Annotated in this window: 13 protein-coding genes; 8 read left to right on the forward strand and 5 right to left on the reverse strand. The window is 69.9% G+C overall.

Annotated elements, in window-relative coordinates; translation table 11 throughout:
• Nucleotides 1–138 precede the first annotated feature (138 nt).
• On the forward strand, nucleotides 139–984 hold the full coding sequence (locus ACGFZA_RS20275; protein ID WP_393680749.1) for a polysaccharide deacetylase family protein: 846 nt from the start codon (nucleotides 139–141) through the stop codon (nucleotides 982–984).
• Nucleotides 985–1034: 50 nt separating this feature from the next.
• Here the strand turns inward: ACGFZA_RS20275 and ACGFZA_RS20280 are convergent, their stop codons facing one another.
• On the reverse strand, nucleotides 1035–1694 hold the full coding sequence (locus ACGFZA_RS20280; protein WP_393680751.1) for a class F sortase: 660 nt from the start codon (nucleotides 1692–1694) through the stop codon (nucleotides 1035–1037).
• A 313-nt stretch (nucleotides 1695–2007) separates the two neighbouring features.
• On the opposite strand from ACGFZA_RS20280, the gene ACGFZA_RS20285 reads away from it, so the two are divergent.
• The gene (locus ACGFZA_RS20285; protein WP_393680753.1) at nucleotides 2008–2676 is read left to right on the forward strand and encodes a hypothetical protein; all 669 of its coding nucleotides are present in this window, start codon (nucleotides 2008–2010) and stop codon (nucleotides 2674–2676) included.
• A 92-nt stretch (nucleotides 2677–2768) separates the two neighbouring features.
• Here ACGFZA_RS20285 and ACGFZA_RS20290 read toward each other — a convergent pair whose 3' ends face one another.
• Nucleotides 2769–3323 (reverse strand): hypothetical protein, encoded by a 555-nt coding sequence (locus ACGFZA_RS20290; RefSeq protein WP_393680755.1) that lies wholly within the window; start codon nucleotides 3321–3323, stop codon nucleotides 2769–2771.
• Between the two features lie 172 nt (nucleotides 3324–3495).
• A complete protein-coding gene (locus ACGFZA_RS20295; RefSeq protein ID WP_393680757.1) occupies nucleotides 3496–4263 on the reverse strand; it encodes a hypothetical protein in 768 nt (255 codons plus the stop codon).
• A gap of 753 nt (nucleotides 4264–5016) precedes the next feature.
• Between ACGFZA_RS20295 and ACGFZA_RS20300 the strand changes: the two genes are divergently transcribed.
• The 3 genes from ACGFZA_RS20300 to ACGFZA_RS20310 all read left to right on the forward strand — a co-directional run bounded on the left by ACGFZA_RS20300 (nucleotide 5017) and on the right by ACGFZA_RS20310 (nucleotide 9165).
• The gene (locus tag ACGFZA_RS20300) at nucleotides 5017–5976 is read left to right on the forward strand and encodes an SCO0930 family lipoprotein (protein WP_393680759.1); all 960 of its coding nucleotides are present in this window, start codon (nucleotides 5017–5019) and stop codon (nucleotides 5974–5976) included.
• A 199-nt stretch (nucleotides 5977–6175) separates the two neighbouring features.
• Nucleotides 6176–6994, forward strand: coding sequence for an SAM-dependent methyltransferase (locus tag ACGFZA_RS20305; RefSeq protein ID WP_385285552.1), 819 nt, complete (start codon nucleotides 6176–6178; stop codon nucleotides 6992–6994).
• The gene (locus ACGFZA_RS20310; protein ID WP_393680762.1) at nucleotides 6991–9165 is read left to right on the forward strand and encodes a putative bifunctional diguanylate cyclase/phosphodiesterase; all 2175 of its coding nucleotides are present in this window, start codon (nucleotides 6991–6993) and stop codon (nucleotides 9163–9165) included. Before ACGFZA_RS20305 ends, ACGFZA_RS20310 begins: the two co-directional genes overlap by 4 nt.
• 15 nt (nucleotides 9166–9180) lie before the next feature.
• Here the strand turns inward: ACGFZA_RS20310 and ACGFZA_RS20315 are convergent, their stop codons facing one another.
• Entirely contained in the window at nucleotides 9181–10107 is a 927-nt protein-coding gene (locus ACGFZA_RS20315) for a LysR family transcriptional regulator (RefSeq protein ID WP_385285555.1), read from the reverse strand.
• Between the two features lie 95 nt (nucleotides 10108–10202).
• Between ACGFZA_RS20315 and ACGFZA_RS20320 the strand changes: the two genes are divergently transcribed.
• From ACGFZA_RS20320 to ACGFZA_RS20330, 3 genes are read left to right on the forward strand one after another with little or no spacing between them, the layout of a single operon-like run.
• The gene (locus tag ACGFZA_RS20320; RefSeq protein WP_393680764.1) at nucleotides 10203–10910 is read left to right on the forward strand and encodes a succinate dehydrogenase; all 708 of its coding nucleotides are present in this window, start codon (nucleotides 10203–10205) and stop codon (nucleotides 10908–10910) included.
• A gap of 1 nt (nucleotide 10911) precedes the next feature.
• Nucleotides 10912–12861: a fumarate reductase/succinate dehydrogenase flavoprotein subunit gene (locus ACGFZA_RS20325; RefSeq protein WP_385285558.1), complete on the forward strand. Its 1950-nt coding sequence runs from the start codon at nucleotides 10912–10914 to the stop codon at nucleotides 12859–12861.
• Nucleotides 12858–13604: a succinate dehydrogenase/fumarate reductase iron-sulfur subunit gene (locus tag ACGFZA_RS20330; RefSeq protein WP_385285560.1), complete on the forward strand. Its 747-nt coding sequence runs from the start codon at nucleotides 12858–12860 to the stop codon at nucleotides 13602–13604. The genes ACGFZA_RS20325 and ACGFZA_RS20330 overlap by 4 nt, the downstream gene beginning before the upstream one ends.
• Before the next feature lie 75 nt (nucleotides 13605–13679).
• Here ACGFZA_RS20330 and ACGFZA_RS20335 read toward each other — a convergent pair whose 3' ends face one another.
• On the reverse strand, nucleotides 13680–15446 hold the full coding sequence (locus ACGFZA_RS20335; protein WP_393680767.1) for a glycosyl hydrolase family 18 protein: 1767 nt from the start codon (nucleotides 15444–15446) through the stop codon (nucleotides 13680–13682).
• Nucleotides 15447–15578: the final 132 nt, after the last annotated feature.

Consider the following 15578-nt stretch of genomic DNA (forward strand, 5'->3'; position numbering starts at 1 on the left):
ACGCTCTCGGGCCGGGCTCCCGAGTGCCCCGGCGCGCTGCTGCCGGATGCGCGGAAGCGCTCCCTCCATTGGGTGCAAAACCCGCCGCAACCGGTGTCGTTGAGAAAGGTGACAGAGCGGATGTGCGAGCAGTTGGTCATGAAGAATGATCAGATGCCGCCGATGCGCAGAGCACTGCTGAGGCTGGCGGCCGGACTGGGCGCCGCTACGGTCGTGCGCCTGGTCGCGGCGGACTCCGCCGGCAGCCCTGTCCGGCGTCCCGCACCGCCGACGGCCGCCGCGGCCGGTCCGCAGGCAGCCGCCCTGCGGACGCGGCCCCTCGCCTACCGGCTGCGACCCATGACCGCGCACAACCCGCCCCACTACCGTCCGGCGGCGGCGCGGGTGCGTACCCGGCCCTTCGAGGAACTGCCCGACATCGGCCGGGCCATGGTGCTGAGCTTCGACGACGGTCCGGATCCGCTCTACACACCGCACATCCTGGACACGCTGCGGAAGCATGACGTCCGGGCCATGTTCTTCCTCTGCGGGGAGATGGCCCACGACAACGAGGACCTGGTACGCAGGATCGCCGACGAGGGCCATACAGTCGGCAACCACTCGTGGACCCATCCGCTGGTCACCAAGCTCTCCCGGGCCGGCATCACCGATGAGCTGGGCCGCACCAGCGAGGTGATCGAGAAGATCACCGGCGCCGCGCCGCTCTGGTACCGGGCGCCCTACGGGGCCTGGAACCGGAACTCGTTCGAGATCGGGGCCGCGCTGGACATGGAGCCGATGGCCTGGACGGTGGACACCCTGGACTGGACCGTGCCGGGAACCGACAGCATCGTCCGGCGGGTGCGGGAGGGGGCTGCCCCCGGGGTCGTGGTGCTCTCGCACGACGCGGGGGGTAACCGTTCGCAGAGCGTGGCCGCGCTGCGCCGCTATCTGCCGGAACTGCTGGACGACGGGTACCGGATCACGGTGCCGCAGCGCCGCTGAGGTGGGCGACGGCTGCCGCCGGGGCCGGCCCGCTGCCCCGGCGGCGAGCGTCAGCGGGTTTCGACCAGGCGGGCGAAGGCCACCACGTTGCCGTCGTACCCGTTGGCCTTCGTGTATCCACCGCCGCAGGTGATGACCCGCAGCTCCGCCTGCCCCGTGTCGCCGTACACCCGGGCGCCGGGGAAGTCGTTCTTGGAGAACACCTCGACGCCGTAGACCTCGAACACGGCGATCCGGTCGTCACTGCGGGTGACTTCGACCCGGTTGCCCTTCTTCAGGGAGCCCAGCCCGTAGAAGACGGCGGGCCCCGCCTGGTTGTCGACATGGCCGACGAGGACCGAGGTGCCGAGCTGTCCTGGCGCGATGCCGTTCTGGTACCAGCCGGCCAGGTTGGGATCCTGCGGGGGCGGTGTCTCGATCCAGCCGTTCTCGTCGAGGTTCACATCGATGACCGGCGCGTCGACCGCGATCGAGGGGATGGCCACGCGCGCGACGGGCGCGTACGCGAGTGGCTTCACGACCGGTCCGGCCACCGGGGCCCCCGGGACGACCTTCTGATGGCCCACCGAGGTGGCGGCGACCGGCTGCGGCGGGCCGGGTGAGAGGTCCGCGCCGTTCCTCATCAGCGCGAGACCGGTGAGCATCGCCAGCGCGAGCGCGCCCCACGGCGAGTATCTGGTGCGTTCGGGGTGCCAGCTGTCCCGTCCCATGGTTCTCCCTTCGTCGCGACGAGGGGAACGCTAGGCGCGGGTCGGCCGCGCGGCATTCAGGGAAGCGCGAACGGGTGGCGGCCGGGGGGCGGGCTTCATATCGGAGTAGTGGTCGGATAAAAGTTCTGACGCTCTGTGACCTGCGAGTCCATCAGGTTCACGGGTGTCCGCACGGTGTGTCGGATCACCGGGGTGGAGCAGTGCCGAAATGCGGTGGATCAAGGATCTGGTGAGGGTTCGTCATGGGAGGCGTTCTCGTCGATCCTTCCCGGTGCACAGAGCTCCGGGGCGCTTCCCGCTGGAGGTTCGAACGATGCGTGCTACACGCGCTCTCGTTGTCGCCGCGACCGCCGTCGCCGCTCTCGGGCTCGGTGCCCCGATGGCCGCGGCCGGTGGAGACGTCGGGAACGGCCAGAACAACGGCAACAGCCAGAACGACTGGAACGACCCGGGCGACTGGGACAACGGCAACGGGAACGGCAACGGGAACGGCAACGGGAACGGCAACGGGAACGGGAACGGGAACGGCAACGGGAACGGCAACGGCAACGGCAACGGCAACGGGAACGGAAACGGCCGCAACAACGGTCCGAACAACGTGACCGTCGACCCGGAGCGCGTACACCAGGGCGCGGCCATGCAGGTCAGCGCCGAGGGCTGCGGCCGGGGCGGCAGCGTCTCGTCCAACGCGTTCCGGACCACGCGCCTTTCGGCGGGCCGGGTCGGCCACGCCAGGGTCCGGATCCTCAACGACGCGACGCCCGGCTCCTACAACCTGACGGTGCGCTGTGACGGCACCGACCGTACGGCGGGCCACCGCTTCACGGTGCTCAACAGCCGGGGTGCTCAGGGCGGCTTCGGCGGCTCGATGGCCGCCAGCCCGACGGAGATGGGTGTGGGCGCGGGTCTGGTCGCTTCGGCGGCCCTCGGCGGAGGCATGTACATCATGCGCCGCCGGAGGATGAGCCATGGGGCGGTCTGACCGCAGAGACGCACCCGCCGGCCCGATAACCGAAGTCGCCCCGAGTCCTCCAAGAGGACCCGGGGCGACTTTCGTTCCGCCGGCGCTGCAGGTCAGTGCGAGCGGTTCTCCTTGCGCCGCCGCACCACGAAGACGGTGCCGGCCGCGGCGGCCACGGCCAGCGCGGTGCCGGCCACGATCTCGCCGGAGTTCATGCTGTCGATGCTGCCGCCGAGACCGCCCTGCACACCGGCCGGGGAGGCCGTCGACAGCGCGGAGCTCGTCGAGCTCGCGGTGGGTGTGCTCGTGGCGGCGCTGATCGTGAGGTTCACCTTGGCCGTGGAACTCGGCGAGGTGTTGCAGGTGAACGTCACCTCATAGGCGGCGCCCGGCTTGGCGTCCCAGTCGACCGTCGCCCTGCCGGTGCCGTCCTTGGGGATGGTGACGGTGTCGAACACCCCCGAGGACGCCGTGGCCGTGGTGGAGCACCCCTTGGCCGCCAGGGTGACCTGGCCGCCGGGTGCGATCACCGAGGGCGTGACGGTGTATCCGCTCCCGCTGTTGGACGGACCGCCCGTGGTAGCGGCATACGCGGTCACGGCCGGGGCGGTCAGGGCGAGTGCTGCGGCGCCGAGCAGAGCGACGGGTGTGACACGTATTGCGCGCATGGTGAATCCTCCGGGTCCCCGAGGAGCAGCTGCGGAACGGATTTCCACAAAGTGTCAGAAATGCACCTCGATGCGGGCAACGCTAGAAGTGGTGCATTTCGCCCGCGATCGGGGTGCGCCGCTCGGGGCACCGCTGTCCCCCGAGCGGCGCACCGCCCGGGGGTGGGTCCCGCTATCCGCCCGCCGCGCCGGGGAACAGATCGAGGAAGGGCGCGGCGGTGGCCGAGATGCCCCGGCCGAAGGGGGAGTCGAAATCCCAGATGAGGAAGAGGAGGAAGGCGATCAGCACGCTGAAGAGTCCGGCCAGCAGGAGTTCGCGGAAGGTGCGGCGGATCTGCAGGGTGAAGATCAGCCCCACCGTCACCAGCGCCCCGGTGATCAGCCCGAACCAGACGACCCCCGGCATCGTGGCACCGGCGCTCTGTCCCCGGGCGTTGCGGGCGTCGTCGGCCGCGGCGACCTGGTCGACGAGTGGCTGATAGGCCTGTCCCTCATGGTCCGTTTTCGGTTCGTAGCCCGTGACATCGGCCCGTACCCGGTCGAGGAGCTCGGTGCCCCGGTCGCTGAGCGTGCCGTGCTCGCTCATGGTCTGCCACTCGTCGTGCACGACGTAGCTGACGTAGGCGTCGACGTCGGCGCGGATCCGGGTGCGGACCTCGGCCGGGTAGACGGACGAGCGCGCGCTGACCTCGTGCAGTGCCTGGGCCTCCTGGCGCACGTACTCCTGCGCGGCGCCGCGGCCCTCCCAGACGCCGGCGATGGCGAGGCCCAGCACGATCGCGTAGACCACCCCGATCATCATCGTCATGTACTCGATGACGTCAGGGGTTTCGGACGGGTCGTCGTCCTCGGGAAGCCTGCGGTTGTTGAGTACGGCGATGGTCAGCACAACCGTGCTGGCCGCGGCCATGGCGAGGGTGAGAACGAGCCATTCCGACATGGGTGCCTCCGGAGGTCATCGGGAACGGGGCCGCAGGACGGCGACGGCGAACACTGCGGGGGCTGTGATCATCAAGGTGAGCGTGACCAGGGAGGTATGGCGTTCCGGTGCCTTCCGTACGGGCCTGCGGTACGAGGGGAGTGCCACGGGCGCGGGGGGCGCCGGGCGTGCGGACGGGGTCGGTGCGGGTGGCGGAGTCGGAGTGGGCGGGGGAGGCGGGGGCGGTGGTGGAGAGGGCGGTGGCGGCGCGGGCAGGGGCACGGGCGGTGGCGGGGTGGGCGGCGGCGGTGGAGGCGGTGGTGGCGGAGAGGGGGGTGGAGGCGGAGCGGGGGGCGGCGGAGGCTTCGGCTGAGGAGTCGGCGGGGGAGTGGGCTCGGGTTCCGGCCCCGCGTGGCAGGTGCCGTCGCCGCTGTCGGCCACCGCCGTACTGCCCTCTCCGTCACCGATCGAGGCATAGGCGCAGTTGTCGGCCATCGCGGGCGCGGGGGCGGTCAACAGCCAGGTGAGGGCCACGGCTGCGGTGAGCCGGCCTATCAGTGATCCGTACACGACGGGGAGCATGTTCCAGGCCGCGGCCGGACACGCGGGACACCCGTCGGATTCCCCTGATGGAGGGGACCTGGAGCATTCGGTGTTTGGCGCTCCGTAAGAATCTGCGTACGCATTGAACAAAGAACGGCCCGGCGCCCGTACCTAGGGCCATGAACGGCGCGAAGCCGCGTCGCAACTGGCTGAAGTACCACGGGAGTTGACATGAACACTTGGCGGAACGCCTCGCTCGCGGTGACCGCGGTGACCCTGTTGGCGCTGACGGCGGCGTGTGGTCAGGAGAAGGGCACCGAGTCGCCAGGCGGGCAGAACGTGGGCAACGCGAGTCCGGCCGGCCAGGCCGCAGACAGCTACGGATCGGACAGCGGATACGGCTCCGGTGCGGCGTCCGGGCCCGCCTCGGCGAAGCAGGCCGGTCAGCTCGCGGTGTGGGACAGCAAGAAGCTCGGCAAAGTCGTGACGGACAGCGAAGGATTCACGCTCTACCGATTCGACAAGGACACCGCGAGTCCACCCGCGTCGAATTGCGAAGGCGACTGTGCGAAAGCCTGGCCGCCGGTGCCGGCGGGCAATGTCACCGCCGCGGCCGGGACCGGTGCCGCCGTGATCGGTAAGGTCACCCGGGCCGACGGTACGCAGCAACTCACACTGGCCGGTTGGCCGGTCTACCGGTACGCCAAGGACGCCGCGCCGGGCGATGCCCTGGGGCAGGGAGTGGGTGGAACCTGGTTCGCCGCGGCGCCCGACGGCAAGAAGGCGGCGGTGAACGCCGACGGTCCTTCCGGGTCCCGGCCCGCCGCCCTCGCGGGCCTCTCGGTACGCACGGATCCGAAACTCGGCGATATCGTCGTGGACAAGCGCGGCATGACGGTCTACCGGTTCAACAAGGACGTCGCATGGCCGATGAAGTCCGCCTGTACCGGTGCCTGTCTCTCGAAGTGGCCGGTTGTCGCACCGGTCGAGAAGAATGATGTGAAGGGTGTCACGACGAAGGGATTCGTCACCTTCGACCGCCCCGACGGGCTCAGGCAACAGGCCGTCGACTGCTGGCCCCTCTATACCTTCTCCGGGGATGTCGAACCCGGTGACACCAACGGCCAGGGCGTCGGGGGGACATGGTACGCAGTCTCGCCCCAGGCCAAACTCGTCGGTGCGACGAAGTAGTTCGGAAATGAACTTCCCGCTAGGCCCCGTCGCCGAATGTCACAGGCAGCGACGGGGCGGTTGCACTTGCCACGAGTGTGACCAATAACGGACCGCTAATTTCCGTTTCCGCTCGCTCTCCTGGCGGTGGGTCAGTAGCCTCTGGTCAATACTGACCATGAACATGGCCGGATCACCGAGGCGACTGTTGGAGACATCGATGGAGCGTCCCGCCTGGGCACCGCACGGCATTGACATTTCGGTGCCGAGCGTGTCCCGAATGTACGACTTCTATCTGGGCGGCTCGCACAATTTCGAGGTGGACCGGGAAGCGGCCCGCAAGGCCATGGAGTTCATGCCGGGACTTCCCAAGATCATGCAGGCCAACCGCGCCTTTATGCGCCGCGCCGTGCGCTTCGCTCTGGACGAGGGCATCACGCAGTTCCTGGACATCGGTTCCGGGATACCGACCTTCGGAAACGTGCACGAGGTCGCCCAGGCGATCGATCCGCAGGCCAGGGTGGCGTACGTCGACCACGATCCGGTGGCGGTCGCCCACAGCCAGGCCGTGCTCGAAGGCAACGACCACGCGGTGATCGCCACCGCAGACCTGCGCCGGCCCGAGGAGATCCGCGACCACCCCGAGGTCTCCAAACTCCTCGACCTGGACCGTCCGGTGGCGCTGCTGCTCGTCGCCGTACTCCACTTCATCGAGGACGCCGACGACCCGCAGGCGGCCGTCGCCGCCCTGCGCGACATCCTGGCGCCCGGAAGCCTTCTCGTCGTCACCCACGCCTCGTACGAGGGCATCCCGTTGACGAGGGAGGAGGCCGGCGGGACGGTGGGGGTGTACAAGGACATCCGCAACCCGCTGGTCATGCGCTCCCGCGACGAGGTCGGCCGGTTCTTCGACGGCTACGAGATGGTCGAGCCCGGACTGGTGTCCATGCCGCTCTGGCGCCCCGAGACCCCCGCCGTGCAGGAGAACGAGGACCCATACGCCTTCTCGGGCTTCGCAGGAGTGGGACGCAAGGCGTGAGCATTCCCGCCCAGGCGTCCGGAGCCCCGGACGCGGAGCCCGACGGCCCCGAGGACCGGCTCCGGCGATTCGCCACGATCTGGAGCCGGGCGATCTTCCCGTCCACGGCCACCTCCATGACCCGGCCGGAGTTCGAGCAGCATCTGCTCCCCCTGGCCCGGGCGCTCAGTGACACGCTGCACGCCCGCCCCTTCGACCCGGCCCCCGCGAGCGCTGTGGGCGCCGCACTCGTCGCGGCGCACTGCACGGACCCGGACGCGCTCAGCTCCACGCTCGGCGTCGTCGACTCGTACCTCGTGCTCTACTGCGGCAACAACGGCCCGGCCGCGCTCTCGACCGAGGACAGCCGGTCCCGTTGCGCGCGGATCCAGCATGCCGTCGCGGGGGGCTTCTCCCAGGCGCTGCGCGAGCGGACCCTGGCCGAGCAGGAGGCGATCGCCCGTTCGGCGCTCACCGCACGCTCCCAGGCCGAACAGGCCCTGCACGCGACGGAGGCGCGCTTCAGGGCCGTCTTCAAGGACGCGGCCATCGGCATCGGGATCGCCGACCTGGACGGCAACGTGCTGGAGGTCAACGACACCCTCACCCGGATGTTCGGCGGTCTCGAGAACCACGTCCTGAGCCACCGCGTCAACGAGTGGGTCCACCCCGAGGACTCCCCGCACGTCTGGAAGTACTACAACGAGCTGGTCCGCGGCGAACGCGAGCACTACCGGGTCGAGAAGCCGTACTACCGCAACGACGGCACGGTCCTGTGGACCAACCTGACGGTGTCGCTGCTGCGCGACTCGGAGGGCCGGCCGGAGTACCAGCTGGCGCTGATGGAGGACACCACCGAGCGACGGCTGCTCAATCTGCGGCTGCGGTACGAGGCCACGCACGACGCGCTGACCGGCCTGCCGAATCGGACGCTCTTTTTCGAGCGTCTCGAGAAAGCGCTCTCGGCGGGTGGCGGAAGCCGCTTCGGCCTCTGCTACCTGGACCTGGACGGCTTCAAGGCGATCAACGACAGCCTGGGTCACGCATCGGGCGACCGGCTGCTGGTCGAGGTCGCCGACCGGTTGCAGAGCTGCGCGACCGCACCCGGTGAGATGGTGGCGCGGCTGGGCGGCGACGAGTTCGTGGCGCTCACGACGGGGCCCGGCACCGCGGACGAGGTCGACGAGCTGGCGTGCCGGATCCTCAGTGTGCTCGCCACACCGATCCGCCTCGACGGGCGCGAGCTGACCGTGCGCGGATCGATCGGGGTCGTCGAGGGACCGGCCGGTGAGCGCAGCGCCGCGGAGGTCCTGCGCAGCGCCGACATCACGATGTACCGGGCCAAGTCCGCGGGCGGCAACCGGTTCGAGCTCGCGGACGCGGAGGCGGACGCCCGCGCGATCACCCGGCACGGTCTGACGACGGCCCTGCCGGCCGCTCTGGAGCGCGGCGAGTTCTTCATCGAGTACCAGCCGCTCGTGCACCTCGGCGACGGTTCGGTGCACGGCGCGGAGGCGCTGGTGCGCTGGTGCCACCCGCAGCACGGGGTGCTGGGGCCCGACCGGTTCATCGCGCTCGCCGAGCACACCGGGCTGATCGTGCCGCTGGGCCGCTGGGTCCTGGAGGAGTCGGTACGGCAGGCCAACTTCTGGCAGGAGCGGCACACCGACGGAGGTCCGCTGCGGATCAACGTCAACCTCTCGCCGGCTCAGCTGCACCACCCGCGGCTCGTCGCGGAGACCGTCGAGGTCCTGGAGCGCTCGGGGCTCGAAGCGGGCGCGCTGTGCCTGGAGGTCACCGAGTCGGCACTCATCGGGGCGGACGAGGACCTGCTGAAGCCGCTGCGGCAACTGGCCGAGATGGGCGTCGACATAGCGCTCGACGACTTCGGCACGGGGTACTCCAATCTCGCGAACCTGCGGCGGCTGCCGGTGAGTGTGCTGAAGCTGGATCGTTCCTTCACCCAGGGGATGCAGCACCATCCGGCCGATCCGGTGGACCTGAAGATCGTCGAGGGGATCGTCTCGCTCGCGCACAGCCTGGACCTGGCCGTGACGGTGGAGGGCGTGGAGACGGGGGCCCAGGCCGAGCAACTGCGCGAGCTGGGCTGCGACACGGCCCAGGGCTGGTACTACGCGCGCCCCGGCGCCCCGGACCGCATCCACTCGCTGCTGCTGGCCGACGCGGTGTGAGACCGGCCGGACCCGTCAGCCGACGGACGGGTCCTGCCGCCCCGGGTGCCCGGTGTCCGCCCGGCTCGCCAGCAGCACCCGCTGCAGCTCCCGCGCCGCCCGTGGCGGAGCCACGTCGCTGCGGTGCGCCAGGGCGATCGTGCGGCGCAGGCCCGGCCGCGCCAGCGGTGTCGTCCGCAGGTCGTGGCCGGCCCGGGTGGCCACCATGCTGGGGACCACCGCGACCCCGAGGCCGGCCCGTACGAAGCCGAGGACGGCGTCCATCTCGCCGCCCTCCACGGTGAACGACGGCTCGAAGCCCTCGGCGCGGCAGGCGGCGACCGTGAGCTCCCGCAGGTCGTAGCCGTGCCGGAACATCACCAGCGGTTCGCCCTGAAGATCCGCGATCCGGACCGTGCCGCCCCGGCCGGGCCGCGGGCCGTCCGCCGACGAGACCACCACCAGATCCTCCTGGAGCAGTTCGACCGTGGTCAGCGCGGGAGAGGCCGCGGGCAGCGGCAGAACCACCAGGGCCAGATCGAGCGCGCCGCGCGCCAGCTCCCGTACCAGGTCGTGCGAACCGCCCTCCTCCAGCAACAGCTGGATCCCCGGGTGCAGGTCGTGGAAGGCGCGCAGGACGTCGGGCAGCAGGCCCGTGCAGAGGCTCGGCGTCGCGCCCAGCCTGACCCGGCCGCGGCGCAGCTGGGCCAGTTCCTGGACCTCGTGGCGTGCGGTGTCGGCGTCGGCGAGGATGCGCCGGGCGAGCGGCAGCAGGGCCTCGCCCGCGTCCGTCAGCGCGATGTTCCCCCGGGCCCGGCTGAACAGCTCGGCGCCCAGCTCGTTCTCCAGGGCCCTGATCTGCTGGGAGAGCGAGGGCTGCGAGACGTGCACCTCCTCGGCGGCTCGGGTGAAGTGCCGGGCCTCGGCGACTGCCACGAAATACATGAGCTGCTGAAGCTGCATACACCCAGCCTACCGCTATCAATAGGCAAAGCCTATGGATATCAGCTGCTCCATGTCTTGGACTGATCGGGCCCTGCGGCCCTAGCGTCCTGTTCATGGCATTGGCAACACGGACGGACCGACGGCCGTCCATGACGCGCACGCTTTGGGACTCATCCGTCGGCAAGAAGACGATCATGGCCGTGAGCGGTCTGATCATGCTCCTCTACTTGGTCGTCCACATGGTCGGCAACCTGAAGATCTTCTTCGGTTCCGACGAGTTCAACGGCTACGCACACTGGCTGCGGGTGATGGGCGAGCCCTTCCTGCACCACGAGTGGGCGCTGTGGATCGTCCGTGTCGTGCTGGTCGCCGCGGTGGTCCTGCACGCCGTCTCCGCGTACCAGCTCAGCAGGCGCGACCTCAGGGCGCGTCCCAGCAAGTACGTGCACAAGAAGCCGCGCGCGAGCTATGCCACGAACACGATGCGCTACGGCGGCATCATCATGGCCCTGTTCATCGTGTGGCACATCCTGGACCTGACGACCGGGACCGTGCACTCGGGCGGCTTCCAGTCCGGGCACCCGTACCAGAACGTCATCGACACCTTCTCCACCTGGTACGGCAACGTCATCTACATCGTCGCCATGCTCGCCATGGGACTGCACGTCCAGCACGGGTTCTGGAGTGCGGCGCAGACCCTCGGTGCGGGACGCGCGACCCGCGACCGCGTCCTGAAGACCCTCGCCAACGTCCTCGCACTGGTGCTCACGGTGGGCTTCATCTCCGTACCCGTCGCCGTCATGACCGGAGTGGTGAGCTGACATGAACGACTACACCGACTACGTGACCGGCGCACCGGTCACCGACACCAAGGCGCCCGAGGGTCCCGTCGCCGAGCGCTGGGACACCCGCCGCTTCGAGGCCAGACTGGTCAACCCGGCCAACCGCCGCAAGCACACCGTCATCGTCGTCGGCACCGGCCTGGCCGGCGGTTCGGCCGGCGCCACGCTGGCCGAACAGGGCTATCACGTCGTCCAGTTCTGCTTCCAGGACTCGCCCCGCCGGGCGCACTCGGTCGCCGCGCAGGGCGGCATCAACGCGGCGAAGAACTACCGCAACGACGGAGACTCGGTCCACCGCCTCTTCTACGACACCGTCAAGGGCGGCGACTTCCGCGCCCGCGAGTCCAACGTCCACCGGCTCGCCCAGATCTCCGTCGAGATCATCGACCAGTGCGTGGCGCAGGGCGTCCCCTTCGCCCGGGAGTACGGCGGCCTCCTGGACAACCGCTCCTTCGGCGGCGTCCAGGTCTCCCGCACCTTCTACGCCCGCGGCCAGACCGGGCAGCAGCTGCTCCTGGGCGCCTACCAGGCACTGTCCCGGCAGATCGCCGCAGGCAACGTCGAGCTGCACCCCCGTACGGAGATGCTCGACCTCGTCGTCGTCGACGGCAAGGCCCGCGGCATCGTCGCCCGCGACCTGGTGACCGGAAAGATCGAGACGTACTTCGCCGACGCGGTCGTGCTGGCGAGCGGCGGCTACGGCAACGTCTTCTACCTCTCGACCAATGCCATGAACTCCAACGCCACCGCCATCTGGCGCGCGCACCGGCGCGGCGCGTACTTCGCCAACCCCTGCTTCACCCAGATCCATCCCACCTGCATCCCGCGCACCGGCGACCACCAGTCCAAGCTGACGCTGATGAGCGAGTCGCTCCGCAACGACGGCCGCATCTGGGTGCCGAAGGCCAAGGGCGACGACCGGCCCGCGAACGAGATCCCCGAGGACGAGCGCGACTACTACCTGGAGCGCATCTACCCCGCGTTCGGCAACCTGGTGCCCCGTGACATCGCCTCCCGCGCGGCGAAGAACGTCTGCGACGAGGGCCGCGGAGTGGGACCGGGCGGCCAGGGGGTGTACCTGGACTTCGCCGAGGCCATCGAGCGTATGGGCCGCGCCAAGGTCGAGGAGAAGTACGGCAACCTCTTCGACATGTACGCGCAGATCACCGCGGAGAACCCGTACGAGACCCCGATGCGCATCTACCCGGCCGTGCACTACACGATGGGCGGACTCTGGGTCGACTACGACCTCCAGACCACGATCCCGGGACTGTTCGCCATCGGCGAGGCGAACTTCTCCGACCACGGAGCCAACCGCCTCGGCGCCTCCGCGCTGATGCAGGGGCTCGCCGACGGCTACTTCGTCCTGCCGTCGACCATCAACGACTACCTGGCCCGCAACCCCCACCACGACGAGGTCGACGCGAGTCACCCCGCCGTGGAGGAGGCCGTCGCCGAGACCGAGGACCGGCTCAACCTGCTGCTGGCCGTCGACGGCGACCGCACCCCCGACTCCTTCCACCGGGAGATCGGCGAACTCATGTGGGAGTACTGCGGAATGGCCCGCACCGAAGAGGGGCTGCGCAAGGCCCTCGACCGGATCCCGCAGATCCGCGAGGAGTTCTGGCGCCGCATCAAGGTGCCGGGCACCGGCGAGGAGTTCAACCAGTCCCTGGAGAAGGCCAACCGCATCGTCGACTACCTGGAGCTCGCCGAGCTCATGTGCCTCGACGCCCTGCATCGCGCGGAGTCCTGCGGAGGACACTTCCGCGAGGAGTCGCAGACCGCGGACGGCGAGGCCGCCCGCCGGGACGAGGAGTTCTCCTACGCGGCGGCGTGGGAGTTCGGCGCCACCGGCGAAGCCCCCGTCCTGCACAAGGAAGACCTCGTCTTCGAGTACGTCCACCCCACTCAGCGGAGCTACGCATGAAGCTCAACCTGCGCGTCTGGCGCCAGAAGAACGCCGACGCCCCCGGCGCCATGTCCACCTACCAGGTGGACGGCATCTCGCAGGACATGTCGTTCCTGGAGATGCTCGACACCCTCAACGAGGAGCTGATCCTCGCGGGCGACGACCCCGTCGCCTTCGACCACGACTGCCGCGAAGGAATCTGCGGTGCGTGCAGCCTCGTCATCAACGGCGACGCCCACGGTCCGGAGCGCACCACCACCTGCCAGCTCCACATGCGGTCCTTCGCGGACGGCGACACCATCGACATCGAGCCCTGGCGCGCCTCGGCCTTCCCGGTCGTCAAGGACCTGGTCGTGGACCGCTCGGCCTTCGACCGCATCATCCAGGCCGGCGGCTACATCTCCGCGCCCACCGGTACGGCACCGGACGCGCACGCGACGCCCGTGCCCAAGCCGGACGCCGACTTCGCCTTCGAGCACGCCGAGTGCATCGGCTGCGGCGCCTGCGTCGCGGCCTGCCCCAACGGCTCGGCGATGCTGTTCACCTCGGCGAAGGTCAACCACCTCAACGTGCTGCCGCAGGGCGCGCCCGAGCGTGAGACCCGGGTCCTGGACATGGTGGGGCAGATGGACAGTGAGGGCTTCGGCGGCTGCACGCTCACCGGTGAGTGCGCCACGGCCTGCCCCAAGGGGATCCCGCTGCCGTCGATCTCCGCCATGAACAAGGAATGGCTGCGGGCGACCCGCAAGGTCCACCGCTGAGCGCACGGACCGGTTCCCGGCCCCGGAGGCCGCCCGCCTCCGGGACCGGGAAGTGCTGTACGTCCCCGGAAGGGGTCAGGAGGTCACGGAGAGGTCGTCCCCGTACACCGTGCCCTGTCCGTACCAGCCGTGCAGATAGACGGTCACCGTGCCGCTCGCACCCGTGGTGAAGGCCACCGACTGCTTGGCGTAGCCGCTCGACGAACCCCAGGTGTTCGCCGACGCGCCGCCCCGGACACCGAGGTAGCCGTAGTTCCCCTGCACCCACCCCTGAAGGGTGTACTTGGTGTTGGGGGACAGGGTGAGCGTCTGGGTGCACTCGCCGGTCTGCGACGACGTCGCCGCGGCGGCGAGGGCGTGCGTGCCGCCGTGGACCGGGGTGGAGACCACCGCGCCGCCGGACTCACAGGTCCAGGGACCGAGCGAGCCGGTCTCGAAGTCGCCGTTCGCCAGTGAACCCGTGCCACCGCCCGGGCCGGACACCGTCAGGGTGAAGCCCGCCGCGTGGCTGAGCGTGCCCGACGCACCGGTCACGGAGACCGCGTACGTGCCGGGCGCCGCCGAGGCGGATGCCTTCACGGTCAGCGTCGACGTACCGCCGGCGGTGACCGACGTCGGGCTGAGTGTCGCCGTCACACCGGACGGCGCCCCGCTCGTCGTCAGCGCCACCGTCTTGGCGCTGCCCGAGGTGACCGCGGTCTTCACCGCGGCCGTGGTCGAGCCCCCGGGCGCGACTGTCGCCGATGCCGGGGTGACGGCCACCGAGTAGTCGTCCGTCACCGGGCCGGTGCCGCCGCTCGTGAACGGGGCGAACGTGTGGCTGAAGTACCAGGTGTCCTGCGCGATGCCCGAGCAGGTGTCGCTCCCGCCGGTGCCGGGGCAGCCGCCGTTGTCGCGCTGGAGCGCCCAGAACGACAGGGTGCTGACGCCCTTGGAGACGGCCCAGTTGTAGACCTGGGTGGCGTCGGCCGTGGTGAACGTCTCGGCCGGGCCGTAGTCGTCGATGCCCGGCATCTCGATGATGCCGGTCATGCCCCACAGCTGGGCGTCGGTCTTCGACGGGTACAGGTCCGCCAGTTGGCCCTTGAGACCCGTGATCGACGTCTGGGTGTCCTGGGCCATGTTGTGCGAGGCGCCGTCGTAGTAGTCGAACGTCATGAGGTTCACGACGTCGACCTTGGCGCCGTTGGACACCGCGTTCTCCAGCACCGCGAGACCGCTGTCGGCGAGGCCGCTCGTGGTGGTGGGCAGGGTGTACGAGATCTGCACCGAGCGCCCGTTGGCGGCCGCCCAGTCCTGGACCTTCTTGATCGCCTTGTTGCGGCGGTCGATCCCGGCGCTGTTCTCCAGGGAGTTGTCCTCGATGTCCATATCGAGGCGGGACACGTCGTAGGTCGTGATGACCTTCTCGTACGCCGCCGCGATGGAGTCGACGTTCGTACAGCTGTCGGCGATCTCGGTGCCGCCGTTGTCGGCCGAGTAGCCGCCGAACGACGGGATCACGTCGCCGCCGCGCGACCGGATCGTGGTGAAGTCGGCGCCGAACTCGGACTGGGCGATGGGGGTGCCCGAATCGCCGTTCCAGTAGGGGGTGCAGGAACCGCGGGCCTCCGTCTGGATGAAGGCCATGGTCAGGTACTTGGCGCCGGACGCCTGGGAGAGCGCGGCCGGGCTGTCGCCGTTCCACGCCTCGAAGTACGGGGCGAAGACGTGCGCGGGCAGGGGGGTGGCGGCGGTTGCGGCGGCCTGTGCGCCGGCGCCTGATCCGAGGACCAGGCCTGCGGACGCGACGACGGTGGCCAAGGCGCCGAGGACGGCGCCGACTCTTCTTGGACGTCTCATGGGGTAGCTCCCAGCGGGGTGGGACAACGGGGGATCGCGGATCGCACGGCTCTGCCGCGCCCGGTGAGGGGCGCGGCCCGTTCCTGTGATTCCCGGCCGGGGTCACGTGCCGCACGGCGAGGAACGGCCGTG

Source organism: Streptomyces sp. NPDC048211 (assembly GCF_043202315.1).
Taxonomy (GTDB): Bacteria; Actinomycetota; Actinomycetes; order Streptomycetales; family Streptomycetaceae; genus Streptomyces.

Bases quoted from the DNA above. Each gene is read 5' to 3' on its own strand.
- ACGFZA_RS20285 (WP_393680753.1), top strand. From the start codon at position 2,008: ATGCGTGCTACACGCGCTCTCGTTGTCGCCGCGACCGCCGTCGCCGCT.
- ACGFZA_RS20300 (WP_393680759.1), top strand. From the start codon at position 5,017: ATGAACACTTGGCGGAACGCCTCGCTCGCGGTGACCGCGGTGACCCTG.
- ACGFZA_RS20305 (WP_385285552.1), top strand. From the start codon at position 6,176: ATGGAGCGTCCCGCCTGGGCACCGCACGGCATTGACATTTCGGTGCCG.
- ACGFZA_RS20280 (WP_393680751.1), bottom strand. From the start codon at position 1,694: ATGGGACGGGACAGCTGGCACCCCGAACGCACCAGATACTCGCCGTGG.
- ACGFZA_RS20290 (WP_393680755.1), bottom strand. From the start codon at position 3,323: ATGCGCGCAATACGTGTCACACCCGTCGCTCTGCTCGGCGCCGCAGCA.
- ACGFZA_RS20295 (WP_393680757.1), bottom strand. From the start codon at position 4,263: ATGTCGGAATGGCTCGTTCTCACCCTCGCCATGGCCGCGGCCAGCACG.
- ACGFZA_RS20320 (WP_393680764.1), top strand. From the start codon at position 10,203: ATGGCATTGGCAACACGGACGGACCGACGGCCGTCCATGACGCGCACG.
- ACGFZA_RS20325 (WP_385285558.1), top strand. From the start codon at position 10,912: ATGAACGACTACACCGACTACGTGACCGGCGCACCGGTCACCGACACC.
- ACGFZA_RS20275 (WP_393680749.1), top strand. From the start codon at position 139: ATGAAGAATGATCAGATGCCGCCGATGCGCAGAGCACTGCTGAGGCTG.
- ACGFZA_RS20335 (WP_393680767.1), bottom strand. From the start codon at position 15,446: ATGAGACGTCCAAGAAGAGTCGGCGCCGTCCTCGGCGCCTTGGCCACC.
- ACGFZA_RS20330 (WP_385285560.1), top strand. From the start codon at position 12,858: ATGAAGCTCAACCTGCGCGTCTGGCGCCAGAAGAACGCCGACGCCCCC.
- ACGFZA_RS20315 (WP_385285555.1), bottom strand. From the start codon at position 10,107: ATGCAGCTTCAGCAGCTCATGTATTTCGTGGCAGTCGCCGAGGCCCGG.